Below are 21,761 nucleotides of genomic sequence, written 5' to 3' on the forward strand. Positions count from 1 at the left end.
CACATTGTGGGGTGAGTGTAAACTTACATTACATATGTAAGCTATAGTATTTATTTGCCGAAAAGACCTTTCTTCTTACCGTGTCTTTCATTGCCTGTAAGCGCCTTTTCATATGCCATAAGTGCGTCCTTCTGCTCCTGATTAAGCTTTGTAGGAATATCAACTATTAAAGTGATATAATGATCGCCTCTCTGTGCTGCATTTCTTACACTTGGCATACCTTTGCCTTTAAGTCTTACTCTTGTACCTGATGCTGTTCCCGGCTTAACTTCGTACAATACTTCTCCATCAACAGTCTTAACCTTGATTTCACCGCCAAGTACCGCTGTTGGATAGCTTATTACAACATTAGAGAATATATTGTATCCGTCTCTTTCAAATTCTGTGCTTGCTGAGATAATAACAGCAACTAAGAGGTCACCTCTTGGTCCGCCATTAACTCCCGGCTCACCTTTGCCCTGTATACGTACGCACTGACCATTATCGATACCTGCCGGGATATTGACTTCGATAGTCTTCTTGCTGCTTATATAGCCTGTTCCGTAACAATCCGGACACTTCTCCTTAATTATCTTACCAGTTCCATGACAGTCAGGACATGGCTGCTGGCTTCTTACCATTCCAAGGAATGACTGCTGTGTGAAAGTCACCTGTCCACGACCACCACATTTGCTACAGGTCTCTGGTGATGTACCAGGCTTAGCTCCTGTACCGTGACAGCTTGAGCACTCATCCTTTAATGTAACATCTATCTTCTTGGTTGTTCCCCTTACTGACTCGTCAAATGTAATTCTTACATTAACTCTTACATCAGCACCTCTTCTTGGTCCATTGCTGTTTCGTCTGCTTCCGCCGCCTCCGAACATACCGCCAAAGAGATCTCCGAAAATATCTCCCATGTCACCAAAATCGAAATCGAAGCCACCTGCTCCAGCTCCACCTGCTCCGCCTTCAAATGCGGCATGGCCAAACTGGTCATACTGTCTTCTCTTTTCAGCATCGCTTAACACCGCATAAGCTTCAGAAGCCTCTTTGAATTTTATTTCAGCTTCTTTATCTCCTGGATTCATATCAGGATGATATTTCTTTGCAAGTTGTCTGTATGCTTTCTTAATAGCAGCGTCATCGGCATCCTTAGGCACGCCAAGGACTTCATAATAATCTCTCTTATCTGCCATGATTGCTTCCTCTTTCTTATTTAATCAACAGAAACTGCACGGAGTTTACACCCCATGCAGTCCTTATTCCAGTCAGTTATTGCTGACAATTAAACCTCTTTGTAATCTCCGTCAACTACATCATCACCGTATGGAGCTGAACCATTAGAAGCACCAGCACCCATATCAGGACCTGCACCTGCTCCCATGTCTGGGCCTGCACCACCAGCAGCCTGCTGTGACTCATATAACTTAGCGAAAAGCTTCTGCGCACTTTCCATAAGTTTTTCCTTGGCAGCCTTGATTTCATCAACCTGTGCATCTGTCATGTTTTCTGGGTCAGAACCATCAACAAGTGCCTTTAATGCGTTAAGGTCAGTCTCAACTGCAGCCTTGTCAGAAGCATCAAGCTTGTCGCCTGCCTCATCCATAGCCTTCTGTGTCTGGAATACCATTGAATCAGCTTCGTTACGTGCATCAATAGCATCCTTACGCTTCTTATCCTGAGCCTCGAACTCAGCAGCTTCCTTAACTGCCTTATCGATATCTTCATCAGACATGTTAGAACCAGCAGTAATTGTGATGTGCTGTTCCTTACCTGTTCCAAGGTCCTTAGCAGATACATTTACAATACCATTGGCATCGATATCAAATGTAACTTCAATCTGTGGAACACCTCTTCTTGCTGGAGGGATACCATCAAGTCTGAACTGTCCAAGTGACTTGTTATCTCTGGCAAACTGTCTTTCACCCTGTACAACGTTGATATCAACGGCTGTCTGGTTATCAGCAGCTGTAGAGAAAATCTGGCTCTTCTTTGTAGGAATAGTTGTATTTCTCTCAATAAGTCTTGTAGCAATACCACCCATTGTCTCGATTGAAAGTGAAAGTGGTGTTACATCAAGAAGAAGGATATCACCAGCACCTGCATCACCAGCTAACTTACCACCCTGGATAGAAGCACCGATAGCTACGCACTCATCTGGGTTAAGAGTCTTGCTTGGCTCATGTCCTGTTAATGACTTAACCTTATCCTGTACAGCAGGGATTCTTGTAGAACCACCAACTAATAATACCTTTGAAAGCTCTGAAGCTGTAAGACCTGCATCTGAAAGTGCATTCTTAACTGGCTCTGCAGTCTTTTCTACAAGGTCATGTGTTAATTCATCGAATTTAGCTCTTGTAAGAGTCATCTCAAAGTGCTTTGGTCCTTCAGCTGTAGCTGTGATGTAAGGAAGATTGATTTCTGTCTGAGTTGTGCTTGAAAGTTCCTTCTTAGCCTTCTCAGCTGCTTCCTTAAGTCTCTGAAGAGCCATTGTATCCTTAGAAAGGTCAACGCCTTCCTTAGCCTTGAAATCATTTAACATATACTGTGTAACAGCATTATCGAAATCATCACCACCAAGCTTGTTATTACCAGCTGTAGCAAGAACTTCAATTACACCATCACCGATTTCGATAATAGACACATCGAATGTACCACCACCTAAATCGTAAACCATAATCTTCTGCTCATGCTCATTATCAAGACCATAAGCTAAAGCAGCTGCTGTAGGCTCGTTGATAATACGCTTTACATCAAGACCTGCAATCTTACCAGCATCCTTAGTAGCCTGACGCTGTGCATCGTTGAAGTAAGCAGGAACTGTTATAACTGCCTCTGTAACCTTCTCACCAAGATAATTCTCTGCATCTGACTTTAACTTCTGTAAAATCATAGCTGAGATTTCCTGTGGAGTATATTTCTTTCCATCAATCTCAACCTTGTAATCTGTACCCATATGTCTCTTGATAGAAGAGATTGTCTTATCAGCATTAGTAACTGCCTGACGCTTTGCAGGATCACCTACAAGTCTCTCTCCTGTCTTTGAAAATGCAACTACTGAAGGAGTAGTTCTTAAACCTTCTGCGTTAGCGATAACAACTGGCTTACCACCTTCCATTACAGCTACGCAAGAATTAGTTGTACCTAAATCAATACCAATAATCTTTCCCATGATAAAATGTCCTTTCTATAATTAAATTGATTAATACCTTATGTTACATATGCTTTCTGGCTTATCGCTAGTTAGCAACCTTGACCATGCTGTGTCTTATAACCTGGTCTCTGTATGTGTAGCCCTTCTCAAACTCTTCAACTACGATGTTCTCTCCAACTGAATCATCCTCAACATGCATTACTGCATTGTGGAAATCCGGATTGAACTCACCGCCTAAAGCTTCAATAGGCTTAACATCTGCATCCTCAAGCATCTTTAAAAGCTGCTTGTGAACCATATCCATTCCCTTAGCGAATGGAGTTTCAAGTTCCTCATCTGTCACACTCTTAAATCCTCTGTCGAAGTTATCAACAATAGGTAAAAGCTTCTTAATGATATCTGAGGCTCCCATCTCGAACATAGTAGATTTCTCTTTCTCTGTTCTCTTTCTGAAATTATCAAACTCAGCCATCTGCCTCTTTACTCTGTCCTGAAGTTCTTCTATAACTGCATCCTTAGGATCTTTCTTCTTAGAGCTCTCAGTGCTCTCATCCTGTGCCTCGGCCTTGTCTGATTCATCAGCTTCACATGTATTCTGACTTTCATCAGCCTTACATTCTGATTCGCAGTTGCAGGCTTCTTCTTTCTTAGCATCAGTCTCCTGATTCTTTACTTCATCCTGAACTGTCTCTTCTGATTTCTTTTTCTTTACATCCTTTGACACTTCAATACCAACCTTTCCTAAGTTTTCTTAAATACATCATCCAAATGCGTCTGCATCTCTTTTAAGGTATCAACAACCTTTTCATAATCCATACGCTTCGGTCCAATAATACCAATTGTTCCCTTCATTCCATCCTGCAATTCATATGTGGCTGTTACCACACTACAGTCCTTCATGGACTCAACCGGTGTTTCATTTCCTATATATACCTGAATGCCGTGGTTATCATCTTCAGTCTTATCTGAATCATCCTTGTCATTAACAAGTCCAGACAAGCCCTGTTTTTCCTCCAAGGCATATATAAGCTCACTTGCTTTCCCGGAATCACTAAGCTCCGGATACTTGAATATGTTAGTTGCGCCGCTTGTGTATATCTTCAGGTCGTCAGCCTTACTTATAGTCTCAACAATCGCGTCTAACACTTCTTTAACAATACCCATATGCTCACCTGCCTGACTCTCCATCTTGGATATAAGTCCCAGATGCATTTCCTGCAATGTAAGACCTGTGAGTGTTGTATTAAGAAGAAGATTAAGCTTCAGAAGATTCTCTGGTGAAATATCCTCGCTGATAGTTATAACCTTGTTCCTTATAAGATTACCTTCCATAACAATAACAGCAAGAAGCTTATTCGGTTCAAGCTGTGAAAGCTGAACAAATCTTAACTTATTACCAGTTACCTTAGGAGTTGTTATCATCGTGGCATAATTAGTATTATTCGCCAGAACCTTTGCTACATTCTGAAGAAGCTCCTCTACTCTGTCTACCTTCTCTGATAAGGCATCCTTCATAGAATCAAGTTCTCTCTCTTTATCACCAACCTGCTGTTCTCTTAAGGATATCTCTTCCTCTTTCTGGGCCATTAAATCGTCAACATATAATCTGTAACCCTTATCAGTTGGAATTCTTCCAGCAGAGGTATGTGGCTGTACAATGTAGCCAAGCTCTTCTAAGTCTGCCATCTCATTCCTTATAGTTGCTGAACTTAGCTGTAAGTCAGTCAGCTTGGAAATCGTTCTTGAGCCAACCGGTTCTCCGGTATCAAGATAATTCTGAATAACAGCTTTAAGTATCTTAACCTTACGGTCATCCAGTCGTCCATCCGTCTCCATGGCATCCTCTCCTTTCATCTTGTTAGCACTCATTAAGTTGGAGTGCTAATATCGATACATTTAAGATATCACTACCCTAACATGATGTCAACAACAATATTTCTTTTTTCTATAAATAATTTATAAATTTATTGAACAGAATCTTAACATACTATATAATTCAGCTATAAATATCATTATTATATATAGAGATATTTACCAAGGAGTTATAATGAAAAAGCACAGTTCAAAAAAAACTTTTTTAAAGATTCTGCTTATACTTTCTCTTATTGCTGCATCTGTTACAATATTATCATTCCTTATTGATATGAAAAATTCTTCTCCTGATAATGTAAGTATTAACATAACGCCAGTTGGAACTATTTCATCGGATGATTTATCGCGTGGGGAAGTTAATAATTCTGACAATTCACAGGAAGATAATAAAAATAATAATTCAGAGGATTCTTATAAAGATTTTCACAATACAATTCACTCTGAAAATGAACTGAAAGAACTACTGGCATCTGGAAGGAAAGCGTATATAGATAATTTCCCGTGTCTGAATCAGTTACCGGAGCTTCCTACCGGCTGTGAAGTCACTTCACTTACTATGGTTCTTAACTATCTTGGATATGATGCTGATAAGACTGATATTGCAGCTAATTATCTAGAAAAAGGGGATTATCCTGATGCTAATCCCAACACTACATTTGTAGGAACACCTTTTGATAAAGCTTCTTATGGATGCTTTGCTCCTGTAATCACTGATTGTGCCAATCTGTATGGTGCCCATGCCATTAATATATCAGGTGCCTCAATCGATCAGTTCTGCCAATATGTTGAGAATGGGCAGCCTGTTATTGTCTGGGCAACTATGAATATGGAGTCCACTGATTATGGTTCTTCTGTATGGATTGCTAAGGATGGTCAGCTTGTTATCTGGCCCGGTATGGAACACTGCCTTGTTATGATTGGATTTGATTCTGCCAAAAATGAAGTATATATGGCGGATCCCCTTAACGAAAATGTAACAACCTATAATTTTTCTGTATTTTATCAAAGATGGCTTGAACTTGGCTGTCAGGGAGTAATTGTTGACAGATAAGTAAAAAATCTCCGGACCTTTATTACACACGGTCCGGAGATTTTTATTTTCTTATAATATTAGATTCCAAGAATCTTCTTAACTTCATCACACATCTTATCAGAATCGCATACAGTATCATGAAGAACTGGTGCTGTTCTGATTTCTTCAATTGCATTAGGAACTTTGACATTGCTTATCTTGCTAAGCTCATCTACAAGTTCGAAGTCTCCCATTGAATCATATTTGGAATCAATAGCATTCATAACGCTTCTTGTAAACTTATATGGGCTTGCTGTTGAAGCAATAACTGTCTTAGTTGTATCGCCAGTTTCTTTTCTGTACTTATCATATACAGTTGCAGCAACTGATGTATGTGTATCAATTACATATCCGCAATCTTCATATATCTTCTTGATTGTAGCTGCGTCCTCTGCCTCTGTAGCATAATTGCCATAGAAGTCAGCTAACTGTGCTTTCATATCATCTGTAATCTTGTACTTTCCTTCTGACTTTAATGATGCCATAAGTTCTGCATTCTTAGCTGCATTATTACCGGCAATTCTGTATATAAGTCTCTCAAGATTACTAGAGATAAGGATATCCATAGATGGTGAAGTTGTAAGAACGAATTCTCTGTTTCTGTCATACTCACCTGTTGTGAAGAAATCATATAATACCTTATTCTCATTAGATGCACATATAAACTTATTAATAGGAAGTCCCATATTCTTAGCATAAAATGCAGCTAAAATATTACCAAAGTTACCTGTAGGAACAACTACATTTATCTTCTCGCCATCCTTAATCTCTCCATTAGCTAATAACTTGGCATACGCATATACATAATAAACAATCTGAGGAACAAGTCTTCCGATATTGATTGAATTAGCTGATGAGAACTGGAATCCGGCATCATTCATAACCTTCTCTAATTCCTTATCAGAGAAAATGTTCTTAACACCTGTCTGTGCATCATCAAAGTTACCCTTTATACCAATAACATATGTATTATCACCCTTCTGGGTAACCATCTGCTTCTCCTGAATTGGACTTACACCATTCTTAGGATAAAAGACGATAATCTTAGTTCCAGGAACATTAGCAAATCCAGCTAAAGCTGCCTTTCCTGTATCACCTGATGTAGCTGTAAGAATGACAATTTCATTCTTAACATTGTTCTTCTTTGCAGAAGTTGTAAGAAGATGTGGAAGTATAGAAAGTGCCATATCCTTGAAAGCTATTGTAGCTCCATGGAAAAGTTCAAGGAAATATTCATTCTCAACTTTAACAAGTGGAGTCATCTCCTCTGTATCAAACTTAGAATCATAAGCTCTGTCTATACAGCTCTTAAGTTCTTCCTCTGTGAAATCATCAAGCATAAGCTTCATAACTTCATAAGCAACTTCCTTATAATTCATCTTAGACAACTCTTCTAAGCTTTTATCTAATGATGGAATACTCTCTGGTACAAAAAGTCCTCCGTCTGCTGCCAGCCCTTTTAATATAGCCTGCGATGCAGTAACCTTAACATTGTCGTCTCTAGTACTTCTGTAGAACATGCTCATCTTTAATACACCTCATAATTAATATAGTGTGCCTGCGTTAACGTCGCAAGCTTTTGATATTATACAACAGACTTCTGTACAAAAACAATACCCTTATGTACGAAATACATTTTAAAATAATATTACTTTGCAGTTACAGGTACACACATCAGCACATATAACATCTCTTCTTCATCTTCATATGCCTTGCTTATAACAATTCCTGTCACGTCTCCTGCTACTTTAAAATTATGTTCTTTCATATATGTAATATGCTTTCCTATCATAATCTGACGAACCTCATCATCAGACTTTTCACTCATCAGGCTTAATTTTGCAGGAACTCTTGAGATTCCCATAACAGATGGCTTGGCTGTATAATGCCCGGCATAGTCATTGGTCTTAAGACTGTATTTCTCAACATGTTCCTCTTTTACAGCGATTCCACAGCATATAGTAAATCTGCCCTTTTCAATCTCTTCCTTTGGAATCATATATATGTGTTGTAATTCAGGAGAATTATACAGAAATTCTTTCACCTGCAATAACCGTTCCGGCTCCTGAAGCAGTTTTTCACCATATTTGTACAAAACATATCTAAGGTCAAGGCTGTTCTTCTCATATATGTCCGAATTGACTGCAGCCTTATTCATCAGCACATAATCATCTTTCAGCCGGTGCCTTAAATATGTCATATACGCAATCTGCCTGTCCATCTCATCCATGCGTTCTTTGTATGCCTCAATAGACTGTTCTAATGAAAAATGCTGCATCTTTGCTATCTGTTCATGTGAAAACCCATACTTCACATGCATTTTAGCATTAAGTACGCCGAATATCCCATCATCATCATAATACCTGTATCCACTGTTTTCATCGCGCACAGCCGATATATACCCCATATCCTCATATCGTCTGACAGTATTAGTAGATACATCTAATAATTTTGCCAGATCACTAATCTTATATCTCATATTTTTTGCCTCTTAATATAATATTTTAGTAAGCCGGAACAAATGGCAGCTCTATCGGATCTGTCTTTATATTTTCCGTTTTATCGTTTTCTGAACTGGTACCGTCTGTTCCTGAAGTATCCTTATCAGCCGCATCGCTACTGGCGGCAGCAGTACTTTCGGGTACGATACTTACTGGCGGCAGCTCAGAATTAATGTTATTATCCTGCGCATCAGAAGCATTTTCCTGTACATTCTTTTTTTCGCCGGTCTTCTGTGATTCACCATTTGTCTGTAACTCACCATTTGTCTGTGATTCACCAGCCGGAATCATATGTGCATCTCTGCCATCATCATATTCCTGACCGCTTTCACTTTGCAGCTTCTGGCTGTTATCAGTTGAAATGTTATTCTTATTCTTTCCACATGCTGATAACGGCAATGTCATAAGTGTAATTATCATAATTATAAATGTTATATTTCTTTTACTCATTCTTTTACCTTTCAATATGTTCTGCCAATGTGTTATCATTTATTATATATAATTATATCTGTATACACAATTAATATATGTTATAATCTTTATATCAATGGTAGTGTCAAATGGCACATTAAATCAGAGTATAAGTTTGGGGAAGCCTACTAATATTGCAAAATGTGATGAAATAGTGGGTTTAAAGGACAAGTTTATAGAACAATTGGGGGATTCTCATGACAGGAGTTTACGAAGCAAGAAAAAAAAGCGGTGAAATATATTACCGTGCGTCATTTACATATAAGAATAAACACATCAGCCTCGGAAGTTCCTCTGACGAGGCTTCCTGTCATGCCATGTACAACGAAGCCTGTGAGATAATAAACAATTCTTCTGACCACTGGATTGATACTGACCACAGAACAACTTCATATAATGAAGCAATGACACTTTCTCTTGGTAAATACATCTCACTTATCAATTTCAGGGATAACAACATTTATATAAAGACACCTATATATATGTGCCATAAATATTTCCTGTATTTTCTCAAAGAACATGAGGTTTTACAGTTTTCTACTGATGACCTTTTTTACTATTCCAACCACACAATTATGAGCCGCGGAGGATATTATTTTGTAAATGATTATGGAATGCAGACAAGCATTCTCTCAAGATTCGGAGTAAGAAGCCACTCTGTAAAAGGCAGGGATTATGTATTTAAAAATGGGGATACGCATGATTACAGATACGAAAACATTCTTGTTGTCAATAAATACAATGGTGTTTCCCAGTTTACTAAGAATGGACGAATTATGTACAGAACCAGGATTCATATTAACGGCGACTATATACTCGGTGAATTCTCATCCGAAGCAGAAGCTGCAATTGCGTATAATAAGGCCGTTGACATGCTTTCAGGCCTTGTAAATATAACTTATACCCCTAATTACATAGAAGGCATATCCTCCGTAGAATATGCCTCCCTTTATCACAATATTATATTGTCTAAGAATTTCAGAAATTATGTAAAGTCTGTCTGTTTTTAAGCCTCCACAATCTTTCCAGCAATAGCACTTGCTGCTGCTGTAGCAGGGGACGCAAGGAATATCTTAACCTTGCTTGTTCCCATTCTTCCAAGGAAGTTTCTGTTGTTAGTTGCAACAACTACCTCTCCGTCAGTAAGAATTCCGCCTGTTCGTCCACAGCATAATCCGCATCCCGGATGTGTAACAATTGCACCGGCTTCAACAAGTGTCTCAAGTGTTCCATCTGCAAGTGCTTCTTTATATATCTTGCGGCTTGCAGGAGTAACTATCAACTTAACAAATGGTGCAACCTTCTTACCCTTAAGAATAGCTGCTGCACACTGAAGATCCTCTAATCTTCCGTTAGTACATGAGCCGATGAATACCTGATCTACTGCTGTTCCGGCAAGCTCTGTAACAGGTTTGATGTTATCTACCTGTGAAGGACATGCAAGAACCGGAACTAAATCCTCTGCATTATATGTAATCTCTCTTGCATATACTGCATCCGCATCTCCCTTTAAATCCTTTAATTCATCTGTAAGTTCTACATTACAGTACTCTGCTGTCTTTTCATCTGGTGTAAAAAGAGCACATTTGGCACCGGCTTCAATAGCCATGTTAGACATAGTCATACGGCTTGCAACGCTCATCTCATCGATTGTTGAACCTGTGAACTCAAGTGCCTGATAAGTTGCGCCATCTGCTCCAAGGTCACCGATAAGTCTTAATATGATATCCTTAGAACGGACATTCGCTGGAAGCTTTCCATTAACTGTTACCTTGATAGTCTGTGGAACTTTAACCCACATTTTGCCTGTTCCTAATACACTTGCCATCTCTGTATATCCGATACCCGATGAAAATGCACCAACACAGCCATATGTTGTTGTGTGGCTGTCTGTACCAAATGCGATATCTCCCGGCTTTACATAACCTGCCTCCGTCATTAACTGATGGCAGATTCCGTCTGAACGGTGGATATTCTTCATTCCGTACTTTTCAACGAATTCATTACCAATACGGAAATGTCTTGTATCATCAACCTGACTTGCTGGAACAAGGTGGTCATATATAAGAACTGCTTTGTCAGGGTCCCATATCTTAGTAAATCCCATCTCTTCGAACTTCTCTTTAACAAATGGAATAAAAATGTCGTGAATCATTACTCTGTCAACATTAACAGTTACGATATCTCCCGGCTTTACTTCCCTGCCAATATTCTTTCCAATAATCTTTTCAATAATTGTATGTCCCATTATTCTTACCTCTCCCTGTCTTAGTCAAGACCGTTAAGCTTTCTCATTGCCTTAACAAGTCCGCCTGCATTAAGTATATCCACAAGATTATCAGGAAGTGAAGCAATAGGATATGCTTTTCCATTGTGTGTAATCTGTGCATTTACTTCAACATCAATAGTATCGCCTTCCGTAACTTCGTCGTGAAGGTCTGCATTCTCTATAAGGAGAAGTCCGTTATTAATAGAATTTCTAAAGAATATTCTTGCATATGATTTGGCAATAACACATTTAATACCTAATGCCTTAATAACCTCAGGTGCCTGCTCTCTTGATGAACCACAACCAAAGTTCTTTCCTGCAACAATGATGTCGCCTGGCTTAATCTGACCTGCAAGTTCTGGTCTTAATGGCGAAAATGCATATGGCTTCATATCTTCTACTGTCTTTAATGCGAGGTACTCTGTAGGAATAATGATATCTGTATCAATGTCATCACCAAGCACCCATACTTTACCGCTAAATTTCTCGTTCATAATTACTCCTTTGAAGTTAAATCCTTATCTTATACCATGTCTGCTGTTGCTATCTCGCCCTTGATTGCTGATGCTGTAACAGTTGCCGCTGAAGCAAGATATACGAAAGAATCTTTATGTCCTGCACGACCCTTGAAGTTTCGTGTACCTGTGCTGATAAGAGTCTCGCCCTCACCGATAACACCCTGACAGCTGCCCCAGCATACAGAGCAGTTAGGATTCATAACAATTGCACCTGCGTCCATGAATATATCAAGGAGTCCCTCTTTCATAGCCTGAAGATATACCGAACGGCTTGCAGGAACTACAAGGAATCTTACCTTAGGAGCAACCTTTTTCCCTTTGATGATTGCTGCGCCAACTCTTAAATCCTCGATTCGTCCATTGTTACATGAGCCAAGAAATGCTTCATCAATCTTTACACCAAGTGATTCCTTAGCCGGAACTACATTGTCAACAAAATGTGGCTTTGCAACGATTGGCTGTATTGTTGAAAGGTCAATATCATAAACCTGCTCAAATACTGCATCATCATCTGATGTAAAGCATGCCTTTGGCTCTCTGCCATGCTCCTTAAGATAATCCATTGCAACATCATCAACTTCCATGAGTGCAGTCTTAGCACCTGCCTCTACGCAAAGGTTACAGATTGATATTCTGTCTGCCATTGAAAGGCTGTGTAAGCCTTCTCCTGCAAATTCCATTGCTTTATAGTTAGCACCGTTAGCGCCAATCTTTCCAATAATAGAGAGTATTAAATCTCTTGCATATACTCCATCGCTAAGCTTTCCCTTAAGGTTGAATCTTAATGTTCCCGGAACCATTACCCATGATGTTCCTGTAACCATTGCATACAAATAATCTGTACAACCAACACCAGTACCAAATGCACCTAACGCACCATATGCACAAGTATGGCTGTCTGCTCCAAATATAAGCTCACCCGGCACTACATGATTTTCCATCATAACCTGATGACACACACCCTCGCCCTCGTAGAACTTAATATCATTAGCCTTAGCAAAGTCTCTCATCTTCTTCTGTGAGGCTGCTGTCTTAGGACTGTCTGATGGAATATTGTGGTCTACAATCCATACAAGCTTATCCTTGTCAGCAATATGAGGATTCTTTAACTTCTCATACATACCAATAGTAAGATGTGTTGTTCCATCATTACTCATAAGTCTGTCAAGAGTAACAGTTGCAATATCACCAGCCTTAACCTGTGAAAGACCTGCTGCCCTTGCAATAATCTTCTCTGCAATAGTCATGCCATGCTTTGCCTCGCCCGCTGTTACAGCTGCACTCTCAGACTCTTCTGCCTCATCATTAAGTGATGCAATAAGTCCGCCCTGATTAAGAATAGCCTGCATCTTGGCTGGAAGCTTTGTACATGTATAAGTCTTTCCATTAACAGTTATAATTCCATCTTCTAATGAAAGCTCACATTCATCCCCCGCATTAACTTCGTCATGGAGTTCTTTACATACAATAACAGGAAGTCCTATATTAATAGCATTACGATAGAATATTCTTGCAAATGATTTGGCAATTACTGCCTTGACACCTAACGCCTTAAGTACGCTTGGTGCCTGCTCTCTTGATGAACCACATCCAAAGTTATCATCTGCAACAACGAAATCTCCCGGCTTTACAGCAGAAGCAAAATCAGAGTCTAATGATTCAAATGTATGACTCTTCATCTCATCAATTGTCGGAAACAAAAGATACTGCGATGCAATAATCTGATCTGTATCAACATCTTTATCAAACTTAAATATCCTACCCATTGTTTTCTCCTTATCTTATCCCTGATATAACAGGTATTATTAATAGTCATTTTAACATTTTACCCTATTAAAGTGTGTTTTTCAATCGTTAATATTAACAGAAACGGTAATTAAGTGAAAGGTCGTTATCCTTAACCTTAACCTGTGTATATACCCCACTTACTATCGGCATTGAAGGTGAAAGATGCCCGAAATCACAGTCCATTATAACCGGCACATTATACTTTGCCGCAATACCTGTAACTGCTCTGTACTGGTCAAGCCCCATCATTTCCTGTCCGTAGCACAGCGGTCTTCCTATGAGAAATCCCTTCACATTCTTAAACCACCCGGCATTATCCATCTGCCACATGGCCCTTCTGATTGCAAATACATTCAGATCACAGCTCTCTAAGAACCATATAATTCCGTCAACTGCGTATCTTTCATTGAACTCTTTAACCTTGTCAAAGCTTGTACCCGTAAGATTAACTAGACAGTCCATGCAGCCGCCGACAAGCCTTCCTTCAAATGCAATCTCCGTATCACATTCGTCCCCACCAACATATTTTCTTAAAATCTTCTTCTCAGTAAGATTGTATTGTGGTGCAGGGTTCTCCTCATTCTTTAGAGACTCTCTCTCCCATGTGTCATATCCATAGACTTGTTTTTCCACAACTCCGTTATTGTTCTTGCAGCCTTTTCCACGAAGCACATCAAAAGTATCCACAAGCGCCTGATGCCAGTCCTTCATTGCAAATGCGCCTGCACACGGTCCGTATACACTTGCCGTATCGGCAATCGTGTTCTGTAAAAATGTGAAGTTGGTATTATCAGAATATCCAAGATACCACTTAGGCTTTGCCGCCTTAATCCTGTCAAAATCAACATATGGCAGAATCTCACACATCAGTTCACCACCGCCACATGATATAAGCACATCATTGACATTACTCTCATACATCTGTGTAAGCTCCTTACCGCATTCCTGCGGTGTGTTGCTTATCCCAATTCCATTGTCCTCATAACAATTAGGACCAAGCTCTACTGTATAACCTTCTTTTTCAAATCTTTTAATTGTCATTCCGAATGCTGTTTTATAAGGCTCCGTCGCACAACCAAAAGATGGTGCAACGAAGCCTATAGTTCCGCCTTCGGATAAGAATTCAGGATATCTCATATACTGCCTCCTTACCTCATCATTCAGATTCTGCCTGAATAATTAATCTACATATATTTCTTTACTACATTAATAGCATTGCTGCCTATTACTACACTATAATGCTCCCTTATAAACGCAACACGTTCTTCTTTTGAAGAATCAAACACACTGTACTCCATCAAAAGATTCAGAAGACTTCTGTATTTTTCCTCTGAGCATCTTCCTTTCTCAAGTACAAGATAATATGTATCATCTTCTTTATTCTTATACAGTGCATTAGTTATTCCCCATGTTCTTGAACTTACAGTACACATTTCCTCAAAATCATTAAGACTTTCCAACCTGAATACGCCGCATCCGGCTTTAATAACATTACTTGCTTTCTTCTTCTGTCCTGTCTTCTTAAGTTCATCTGTCTGTGCATCTGGTAATTCGAACTTATCTAGACTGTCTCCAAATGTTTCAAAAGGTGCATCTTTAAATGTACCTTCACCATTCTTAATCACATTACTCTTCTCTGGTTTTGAAAATGCCTTAGATATACTTTCCCCTGCTTTTCTTAACATATTACCCAGATCTTCTTTACCAGATGAAACTGTAAGAAGTATTGAATGGTCTGGCTGTGGTGCAAGCTGTAGTGACATAACCTCCCCACTTAAAGTAACACCTATATTTTTTTCAGCCTCCTCCATAATAACTTCAAGAAGGCTGTGTATCTTGTCTGTATCATTCTTAAAGAAATCATCTAAGGAAATATTATTATCTTCCAGGTCTTCCTCATCGAGTCTGCACTGGAATCTTCTATCATTGATTTTCTTAAATTCCATATATCCTCTTTCTAAACTTTAATAATATATATCAATATATTATTATTACATACTTTTACTAATTCTGTCTACTATTTTTGTGATAATAAGGTTCTTATTAACAAATGTACCCCTTTCATTAACTCTTATGCGTCCCCTGTTACCGGTAACATCTGCATATATCTCCAGTCTATCAGAACTGATTCTTGCATACACATCACATGTCTTAACATATACATTCTGCATAACCCTGCTAATTATATCATCTTCTATCTCAAAACATTCTGCTGTACTCTTATGTGACAATTCTCTTGCCGTGCGGACAGCCTCTTTTTTCCCTTTAGTAAGCATTGCATACACACCCTCACCATGCACAGGAACACATTCTCCATAATCCATGATTGTATATCTATACAGAAAACTATTATGTAGCCTTGCTGCCTTAATATCTTCTAAAAGTACAAATACAGCATCACATTCTGACGCATCCAGCTTTTCAATACATTTTCTTATATCCGTCTCTACTACACAACTTATTCCATCATACATATGTTTAATACGCTCCGTCTTGCTGTATGAGTCAGTTGCAACAACAGCATTTTCAATAAGGTCTTTTGCATGTCTCTTTCTTATCATTACATATCTTGAATCGCCGCGTTTTAAAACACCCGAAATAACAACCCCATAAGGAAGATTCTCATCATTCTTTTCCATCCTGATAAGCTGTGCCATGTCAACAACTGCCATATCAACCGAACCAAGCTCAAGTGCCTCACATGCTGAATCAAAATTATCATGTCCGATATCTACAATCTTAACTTGTGAAGCTGAAGCTTTCTGAATTATCTGAACTGCTTTTTTCAATTTAATTCTCTCTATTCCATTGCCGTACAAACCCAGTCTGTACATTTCATCAAAATCTTTTCTCATCTATATCTGTAACCTTTTAACAGCTTTATTTATTTATTTTTTATTATAACATATCATTTTAGGTTGTTGAAAGTACCTGCATATTATGTTTATAATAATAAGAATAAATTTTAATAAGGAATGGTACAGATTAATGACTTATATCAAATCAAAAAGCAGTATTTTAAAATTGCTTGCTTCAATTACTATTACACTATTCTGCATAGTTCTTTTCCCTTCCGCCGTTAAAGCAGAAGACAATCAGGCTGCAGAAGTAAATGCTGATATAACACTTTCTAACCAGGGAAGCATCAGCAGGATGACCGATGGTTCTTACAACACAAAAACCACATTTTCATCAGGAGACACAATCACAATAACTTCCTCTGAAAAAATGTACTCACTTTATATCAAATGGGATTTAATTCCTTCAGAATGGACTCTTTCTTATAATGGAAAGACTGAAACTAACGGAACTAATGGTTTTCTTCACGAATATGTCCAGATTCCCGATGGTACAACTGAGATGACAATTACATTTGCATCTAAAGAATCAATCTGTGATATGCATGTATATTCCAAGGGTTCTGTGCCTGAAGATGTTCAGACATGGAAGACTCCATGCGATAATGCTGACATTCTTGTTTTCGCAACACATGCAGATGACGAGATACTTTTCCTTGGAGGAGTACTTGCCACTTACGGTGGCGAACAAAATCTTTCCGTTCAGGTTGCCTATATGTGCGAATTCACTACATCAGCCAAGATTAGAGAACACGAAAAGCTTGACGGATTGTGGGAATCAGGCATAAAGCATTACCCAGTATGTGGAGATTTTCCCGACCTTTACAGTCAGACATTAGAAGCTGCAAAGAAGCAGTATGTATATGATGATGTCAAAGCCTATACTACATCATGTATAAGACGATTTAAACCTCTTGTTGTAGTAACACAGGATCTTAATGGAGAATATGGTCACGGCGGTCATATGCTATTCTCTCATGCTGTTGCAGAATCAGTAGAGACAAGCAATGATTCCTCTGTTTTTCCAGAGTCAGCATCCAATTATGGTACATGGGATGTTCCTAAAACTTATCTTCATCTGTACACAGAGAATAAAATTACCATGAACTTAAGGCTTCCTCTTTCTCGTATGGGAAACCGCACTTCAATTGAAGTACAGACAGCAGCTTATAAAAAGCATGTATCGCAGCAGTGGTGCTGGTTCTATGTATCAGATGATTATGAATACAGCTGTGCTGATTTTGGATTATACAGGACTACCGTTGGTAATGATACCGGCAATGATATGTTAGAAAATATTACTACATATGAAGAGCAGGAAAGACTCGCTAAAGAAGCTGCCGAAAAGGAATCCATAGAAAGTTCCAAAGCTGCTGAAGAAGCAAGCATTGCTAAAGAACAGCAGGAAATAAAAGCAGCACACAAAGAAACTTCTAAAAGAAAAGTATCAGTGGCAGTGATTGTTATAATTGTTGTAATTATTATTGGTGCTGCCGCATTCGGATATGTCAGATTACAGCAGTCAAGAAGAAAGCATTCCCGCAGGAGAAGATAAATAAGGAGGTTTTGCCATGAAACTGCTTATTAACATAATAGCAATTATTGTAGTTGCTGTTGTAATTGGATTTCAGTTCAACAGAACAAAGAATCTTTATAATAAAAAATACGATGAGAACAAAGACGAATTCAAAAAAGATCAGGAACAATAAAACAAAATCAATCTTATCAAAAAGGGCTGCCATAATGGCAGCCCTTAAATATTATCAATTACTGATTATTAGTTATTGATAAGCATATCGCTTTCATTGTTCCAGCTGTAAAGCTTTCTGATTTCTGCTCCAACCTTCTCTGATGGATGCTCAGAAGCAAGCTTTCTCATAGCCTTGAAGTGAACCTGTCCACCAGCATCGCTCATGTCAAGTAAGAATTCCTTAGCAAATGAACCATCCTGAATATCAGAAAGGATCTTCTTCATAGCCTTCTTAGTATCCTCTGTGATAATCTTAGGACCTGTTATGTAATCACCATACTCAGCTGTATTAGAGATTGAGTATCTCATTCCAGCGAATCCTGACTGGTAAATAAGGTCAACGATAAGCTTCATCTCATGAATACACTCGAAGTAAGCGTTACGTGGATCATATCCAGCTTCGCAAAGAGTTTCGAAACCAGCCTGCATAAGTGCACAAACACCACCGCAAAGAACTGCCTGCTCACCAAAGAGGTCTGTCTCTGTCTCTGTTCTGAATGTTGTCTCAAGAAGGCCAGCTCTTGCTCCACCGATACCAAGACCATAAGCAAGTGCCATGTCAAGAGCCTTTCCTGTCTCATCCTGCTCTACAGCTACAAGACAAGGAGTTCCCTTTCCAGCCTGATATTCTGAACGTACTGTATGTCCAGGTGCCTTAGGCGCAATCATTGTTACATCAACGCCCTTAGGTGCCTTAATTAAACCAAAATGAATGTTGAAACCATGAGCGAACATAAGCATGTTACCTGGCTCAAGATTTGGCTCGATATCATCCTTATAAAGCTTAGCCTGCTTCTCATCATTGATAAGAATCATGATGATGTCAGCTCTCTTAGCAGCCTCTGCTGCAGTAAATACTTCAAATCCCTGCTCCTCAGCTCTCTTCCATGACTTAGAACCCTCATAAAGTCCGATAATAACATGACAACCTGAATCCTTAAGATTTAATGCGTGTGCATGTCCCTGGCTACCATAACCGATAATAGCGATTGTCTTACCGTCAAGTAATGATAAATTACAATCTGACTGATAATAGATCTTAGCTTCTGCCATTTTAAACTACCTCCATATAAATGTGTTTTATATTGTAAAAGTTCTCCGGATACACCAAAGAATTATTACATCTTATTCATATCTGCGCTTCCTCTTGCAAGTCCTGTAATTCCTGTTCTTGCAATCTCTGTAATGTTGAAATCTTCAAGAAGTTCCACAAACGCATTCATCTTGCTTAAACTTCCTGTAAGTGCAATTATCATGGACTCCTTAGATACATCTACAATATTGGCTCTGAATATATCTGCAATAGAAGATACCTGCTGTCTCTTCTCTGGTCCACATTCAACTTTAATCATAACAAGTTCTCTGCATACTGATTCATGTGCAGGAAGCTCCACAATTTCCTTAACATCTATAAGCTTATTAAGCTGTTTCTCAATCTGTTCAAGTACATCATCTTCACCTGTTACAGCTATTGTCATACGTGACAATTCAGGATTGAGAGTTTCACCAACCGTAAGGCTGTCTATATTATATCCTCTACGGCTGAACATTCCAGCGACACGGCTAAGTACACCAGATGAATTACCCACGAGAATAGAAAAAACTGCTCGTCTCATAACCTAATCTCCTAAATTCTGATATTAAAATGCATAAAAATGCATTTATTGTCAATTATTATAACACAGAACATCAATCTGTCAATTGCCCACTTATAGCATTTACTACTCCAAGAACTACCATTCTGAGCATGATAACATCTGTATCACTCCACTTTCTTCTGTTAGTGCCAAATATATCAAATTCTACCATATATTCTTTACCATCAGCACCATCAGCCTTCATCTGAAGAAACGAGCATATATTGTTGTCTCTGAGTTTTCTAAAAACTTCCGGGAATTCTATAGTAAGTGATGCTATATTATTCACCATGTTAACGCCATATTCATCAAAATGATTCACAAATTTATCATCATTAACATATGCTGCCTCAATTACATTATTCTTATAGTGACCTGTACTGTATATGCATTCCATATCATTACCACTGTAAATACTTATTCCATGAATATTAAGCTTATCGGTAAGCTCTGAAAGCACTTCTTTTACTGTCATCATTCCAAGCGATACTTTCATTACAATATTGGTTGCAAGCTCATATTTAGCCATAGGCTTCATAAAGCCACTTCCAAATGCAATGTCATGCTTCATGTCAGCCAGAATATCTCCATGCTTATTATAATCATATATAATATATCTGTCCTTGCCTTTTTCCTTGGCTATATAAAGTGCTGCATCAGCTATCTTAAACAATGTCTCAAAATCACTGCCATCCTTGCCAAACTGTGCGATACCAATTGATGTTGAAAACATATACTCTGGCTGCTTCTGTGCAAGCGATACCTTAAGTCCCTTTCTCATTGCCTTAAGCATAATGCGAAGTTCTTCAATCGTAACATCTTTTATAAGTACTATAAATTCATCTCCGCCTATGCGTCCAACTATTCCACGTCCGCCAACTGATAATTTTAATGAATCTGCAAATGCTTTAATAACCTCATCACCAAAATAATGTCCATAACTGTCATTAACACTCTTGAAGTTATCAATATCAAGAATCATCAGGAACATCTGGCGGTTTCTGTCTGAAACCGCTGTTTTATTGATATCATCGGTTATCATATCTGTTACAGTCTTCTTGTTATATATGCCTGTCGCTAAATCAAGTTTTGCCTCATCTACTCCGACATACTCCTGAACAGTTCTGGTTCTTCTATCTGGTTCAGATATTACGCCTACTGTAATTCTGTTTTCTCCATCAGCCAGAAGTGACTGTCCTCTGAAGATAAGATTGTCAACTCTTTCTCCTTTAGACATAACAGATGACGACAGCTTAACAATAAAGTTATTCATTCCACTTGCAATTGCTGTACATAATGCTTCAAACTGAACAGCATCATCACCTGTTACAAAGCCCTTAGTGATACACGCTTCTTTCCATTCCTTAAGACTGGTTCTCTCAAATATCTCAGATTTATTATTACGATAACAATATATTGTAATCATTCCAGAAACAGGATCATATTCAAATATCTTCTCATCAATAACATTAATTATTGCCCTGTATTTTCTTACACGGTGATAATACATGTCAAAATCATTCGAAATAACAATTATATCCTGTGCCACAAGCTCAACCATACGGTCTGTACCAACTTCATATATACGCTTCTTTACCAGAAGCATCCATCTGTATGAACCATTCTTTATAAGACATCTGACTATATAATATCTCACAGACATATCTGAATTAATAAACTGCTCAAAACCCATGACATCATCCGGATGCACCAGTCCGTTAAATGCAGAAAGCATGGTCTCGCCCATGAGATTGTAAAATCTTTCATCACCTATTTTAACTACATATCTGTTATCAAGTGTAAATTCTACTTCATTAGGCATGTTGCCTTGATATGAAGTATCCAATTCGTATCTTCGCATAAAAAGTCCCCCATTCTAAGGAACAGGA

20 protein-coding genes and 1 pseudogene are annotated in these 21,761 nt (G+C 38.6%); 4 read left to right on the forward strand and 17 right to left on the reverse strand.

Annotated elements, in window-relative coordinates; genetic code table 11:
* Positions 1–50 precede the first annotated feature (50 nt).
* From dnaJ to hrcA, 4 genes are all read right to left on the reverse strand, one after another.
* The gene (gene dnaJ, locus GKE48_RS03080; protein WP_012739589.1) at positions 51–1,178 is read right to left on the reverse strand and encodes a molecular chaperone DnaJ; all 1,128 of its coding nucleotides are present in this window, start codon (positions 1,176–1,178) and stop codon (positions 51–53) included.
* A gap of 89 nt (positions 1,179–1,267) precedes the next feature.
* The gene (gene dnaK, locus GKE48_RS03085; protein ID WP_012739590.1) at positions 1,268–3,154 is read right to left on the reverse strand and encodes a molecular chaperone DnaK; all 1,887 of its coding nucleotides are present in this window, start codon (positions 3,152–3,154) and stop codon (positions 1,268–1,270) included.
* Between the two features lie 67 nt (positions 3,155–3,221).
* Complete coding sequence (gene grpE, locus GKE48_RS03090; RefSeq protein WP_012739591.1) at positions 3,222–3,860, reverse strand: nucleotide exchange factor GrpE; 639 nt, start codon at positions 3,858–3,860, stop codon at positions 3,222–3,224.
* A 17-nt stretch (positions 3,861–3,877) separates the two neighbouring features.
* The gene (gene hrcA / locus GKE48_RS03095; protein WP_154300420.1) at positions 3,878–4,972 is read right to left on the reverse strand and encodes a heat-inducible transcriptional repressor HrcA; all 1,095 of its coding nucleotides are present in this window, start codon (positions 4,970–4,972) and stop codon (positions 3,878–3,880) included.
* A gap of 211 nt (positions 4,973–5,183) precedes the next feature.
* On the opposite strand from hrcA, the gene GKE48_RS03100 reads away from it, so the two are divergent.
* Complete coding sequence (locus tag GKE48_RS03100; RefSeq protein ID WP_154300421.1) at positions 5,184–6,059, forward strand: C39 family peptidase; 876 nt, start codon at positions 5,184–5,186, stop codon at positions 6,057–6,059.
* A gap of 59 nt (positions 6,060–6,118) precedes the next feature.
* On the opposite strand, the gene thrC is transcribed toward GKE48_RS03100, so the two are convergent.
* From thrC to GKE48_RS03115, 3 genes are all read right to left on the reverse strand, one after another.
* Positions 6,119–7,606, reverse strand: coding sequence for a threonine synthase (gene thrC / locus GKE48_RS03105; RefSeq protein ID WP_118265010.1), 1,488 nt, complete (start codon positions 7,604–7,606; stop codon positions 6,119–6,121).
* A gap of 122 nt (positions 7,607–7,728) precedes the next feature.
* Entirely contained in the window at positions 7,729–8,559 is an 831-nt protein-coding gene (locus tag GKE48_RS03110) for a MerR family transcriptional regulator (RefSeq protein ID WP_154300422.1), read from the reverse strand.
* A 25-nt stretch (positions 8,560–8,584) separates the two neighbouring features.
* The gene (locus tag GKE48_RS03115; RefSeq protein WP_154300423.1) at positions 8,585–9,031 is read right to left on the reverse strand and encodes a hypothetical protein; all 447 of its coding nucleotides are present in this window, start codon (positions 9,029–9,031) and stop codon (positions 8,585–8,587) included.
* A 218-nt stretch (positions 9,032–9,249) separates the two neighbouring features.
* Here GKE48_RS03115 and GKE48_RS03120 point away from each other — a divergent pair, with 218 nt between their 5' ends.
* Positions 9,250–10,062 carry an AP2/ERF family transcription factor gene (locus tag GKE48_RS03120; protein WP_012739595.1) on the forward strand — a complete coding sequence of 271 codons (813 nt, stop codon included), beginning with the start codon at positions 9,250–9,252 and terminating at the stop codon, positions 10,060–10,062.
* On the opposite strand, the gene GKE48_RS03125 is transcribed toward GKE48_RS03120, so the two are convergent.
* The 7 genes and pseudogenes from GKE48_RS03125 to GKE48_RS03150 form a co-directional block, all read right to left on the reverse strand.
* The gene (locus GKE48_RS03125; RefSeq protein ID WP_119211188.1) at positions 10,059–11,300 is read right to left on the reverse strand and encodes a 3-isopropylmalate dehydratase large subunit; all 1,242 of its coding nucleotides are present in this window, start codon (positions 11,298–11,300) and stop codon (positions 10,059–10,061) included. The genes GKE48_RS03120 and GKE48_RS03125 overlap by 4 nt on opposite strands.
* A gap of 20 nt (positions 11,301–11,320) precedes the next feature.
* Positions 11,321–11,815, reverse strand: coding sequence for a LeuD/DmdB family oxidoreductase small subunit (locus GKE48_RS03130; RefSeq protein ID WP_154300424.1), 495 nt, complete (start codon positions 11,813–11,815; stop codon positions 11,321–11,323).
* Between the two features lie 29 nt (positions 11,816–11,844).
* A complete protein-coding gene (locus GKE48_RS03135; RefSeq protein ID WP_055215777.1) occupies positions 11,845–13,086 on the reverse strand; it encodes a 3-isopropylmalate dehydratase large subunit in 1,242 nt (413 codons plus the stop codon).
* Positions 13,087–13,161: 75 nt separating this feature from the next.
* Positions 13,162–13,605: pseudogene (locus tag GKE48_RS15055) on the reverse strand (LeuD/DmdB family oxidoreductase small subunit); the annotation flags it as partial.
* 94 nt (positions 13,606–13,699) lie between these two features.
* Positions 13,700–14,764 carry a S66 family peptidase gene (locus tag GKE48_RS03140; protein WP_154300425.1) on the reverse strand — a complete coding sequence of 355 codons (1,065 nt, stop codon included), beginning with the start codon at positions 14,762–14,764 and terminating at the stop codon, positions 13,700–13,702.
* A 47-nt stretch (positions 14,765–14,811) separates the two neighbouring features.
* On the reverse strand, positions 14,812–15,573 hold the full coding sequence (locus tag GKE48_RS03145; RefSeq protein WP_055215683.1) for an adaptor protein MecA: 762 nt from the start codon (positions 15,571–15,573) through the stop codon (positions 14,812–14,814).
* Positions 15,574–15,618: 45 nt separating this feature from the next.
* Complete coding sequence (locus tag GKE48_RS03150) at positions 15,619–16,482, reverse strand: transporter substrate-binding domain-containing protein (RefSeq protein ID WP_022099119.1); 864 nt, start codon at positions 16,480–16,482, stop codon at positions 15,619–15,621.
* 85 nt (positions 16,483–16,567) lie between these two features.
* On the opposite strand from GKE48_RS03150, the gene GKE48_RS03155 reads away from it, so the two are divergent.
* Entirely contained in the window at positions 16,568–18,040 is a 1,473-nt protein-coding gene (locus GKE48_RS03155; protein WP_243138423.1) for a PIG-L deacetylase family protein, read from the forward strand.
* Between the two features lie 16 nt (positions 18,041–18,056).
* Complete coding sequence (locus tag GKE48_RS03160) at positions 18,057–18,194, forward strand: hypothetical protein (RefSeq protein ID WP_154300426.1); 138 nt, start codon at positions 18,057–18,059, stop codon at positions 18,192–18,194.
* 68 nt (positions 18,195–18,262) lie between these two features.
* Here the strand turns inward: GKE48_RS03160 and ilvC are convergent, their stop codons facing one another.
* The 3 genes from ilvC to GKE48_RS03175 all read right to left on the reverse strand — a co-directional run bounded on the left by ilvC (position 18,263) and on the right by GKE48_RS03175 (position 21,733).
* Positions 18,263–19,288, reverse strand: coding sequence for a ketol-acid reductoisomerase (gene ilvC, locus GKE48_RS03165; RefSeq protein ID WP_022099122.1), 1,026 nt, complete (start codon positions 19,286–19,288; stop codon positions 18,263–18,265).
* A gap of 65 nt (positions 19,289–19,353) precedes the next feature.
* A complete protein-coding gene (ilvN, locus tag GKE48_RS03170) occupies positions 19,354–19,851 on the reverse strand; it encodes an acetolactate synthase small subunit (protein WP_055286236.1) in 498 nt (165 codons plus the stop codon).
* 73 nt (positions 19,852–19,924) lie between these two features.
* On the reverse strand, positions 19,925–21,733 hold the full coding sequence (locus tag GKE48_RS03175; protein WP_055215685.1) for a sensor domain-containing diguanylate cyclase: 1,809 nt from the start codon (positions 21,731–21,733) through the stop codon (positions 19,925–19,927).
* Between the last annotated feature and the right edge of the window lie 28 nt (positions 21,734–21,761).

The sequence above is a fragment of the Lachnospira eligens genome (assembly GCF_009680455.1).
GTDB classification, from domain to species: Bacteria; Bacillota; Clostridia; order Lachnospirales; family Lachnospiraceae; genus Lachnospira; species Lachnospira eligens_A.

Bases quoted from the DNA above. Each gene is read 5' to 3' on its own strand.
- dnaJ (WP_012739589.1), bottom strand. From the start codon at position 1,178: ATGGCAGATAAGAGAGATTATTATGAAGTCCTTGGCGTGCCTAAGGAT.
- dnaK (WP_012739590.1), bottom strand. From the start codon at position 3,154: ATGGGAAAGATTATTGGTATTGATTTAGGTACAACTAATTCTTGCGTA.
- hrcA (WP_154300420.1), bottom strand. From the start codon at position 4,972: ATGGAGACGGATGGACGACTGGATGACCGTAAGGTTAAGATACTTAAA.
- GKE48_RS03100 (WP_154300421.1), top strand. From the start codon at position 5,184: ATGAAAAAGCACAGTTCAAAAAAAACTTTTTTAAAGATTCTGCTTATA.
- thrC (WP_118265010.1), bottom strand. From the start codon at position 7,606: ATGAGCATGTTCTACAGAAGTACTAGAGACGACAATGTTAAGGTTACT.
- GKE48_RS03110 (WP_154300422.1), bottom strand. From the start codon at position 8,559: ATGAGATATAAGATTAGTGATCTGGCAAAATTATTAGATGTATCTACT.
- GKE48_RS03115 (WP_154300423.1), bottom strand. From the start codon at position 9,031: ATGAGTAAAAGAAATATAACATTTATAATTATGATAATTACACTTATG.
- GKE48_RS03120 (WP_012739595.1), top strand. From the start codon at position 9,250: ATGACAGGAGTTTACGAAGCAAGAAAAAAAAGCGGTGAAATATATTAC.
- GKE48_RS03125 (WP_119211188.1), bottom strand. From the start codon at position 11,300: ATGGGACATACAATTATTGAAAAGATTATTGGAAAGAATATTGGCAGG.
- GKE48_RS03130 (WP_154300424.1), bottom strand. From the start codon at position 11,815: ATGAACGAGAAATTTAGCGGTAAAGTATGGGTGCTTGGTGATGACATT.
- GKE48_RS03135 (WP_055215777.1), bottom strand. From the start codon at position 13,086: ATGACTATTGCAGAGAAGATTATTGCAAGGGCAGCAGGTCTTTCACAG.
- GKE48_RS03140 (WP_154300425.1), bottom strand. From the start codon at position 14,764: ATGAGATATCCTGAATTCTTATCCGAAGGCGGAACTATAGGCTTCGTT.
- GKE48_RS03145 (WP_055215683.1), bottom strand. From the start codon at position 15,573: ATGGAATTTAAGAAAATCAATGATAGAAGATTCCAGTGCAGACTCGAT.
- GKE48_RS03150 (WP_022099119.1), bottom strand. From the start codon at position 16,482: ATGAGAAAAGATTTTGATGAAATGTACAGACTGGGTTTGTACGGCAAT.
- GKE48_RS03155 (WP_243138423.1), top strand. From the start codon at position 16,568: ATGTTTATAATAATAAGAATAAATTTTAATAAGGAATGGTACAGATTA.
- GKE48_RS03160 (WP_154300426.1), top strand. From the start codon at position 18,057: ATGAAACTGCTTATTAACATAATAGCAATTATTGTAGTTGCTGTTGTA.
- ilvC (WP_022099122.1), bottom strand. From the start codon at position 19,288: ATGGCAGAAGCTAAGATCTATTATCAGTCAGATTGTAATTTATCATTA.
- ilvN (WP_055286236.1), bottom strand. From the start codon at position 19,851: ATGAGACGAGCAGTTTTTTCTATTCTCGTGGGTAATTCATCTGGTGTA.
- GKE48_RS03175 (WP_055215685.1), bottom strand. From the start codon at position 21,733: ATGCGAAGATACGAATTGGATACTTCATATCAAGGCAACATGCCTAAT.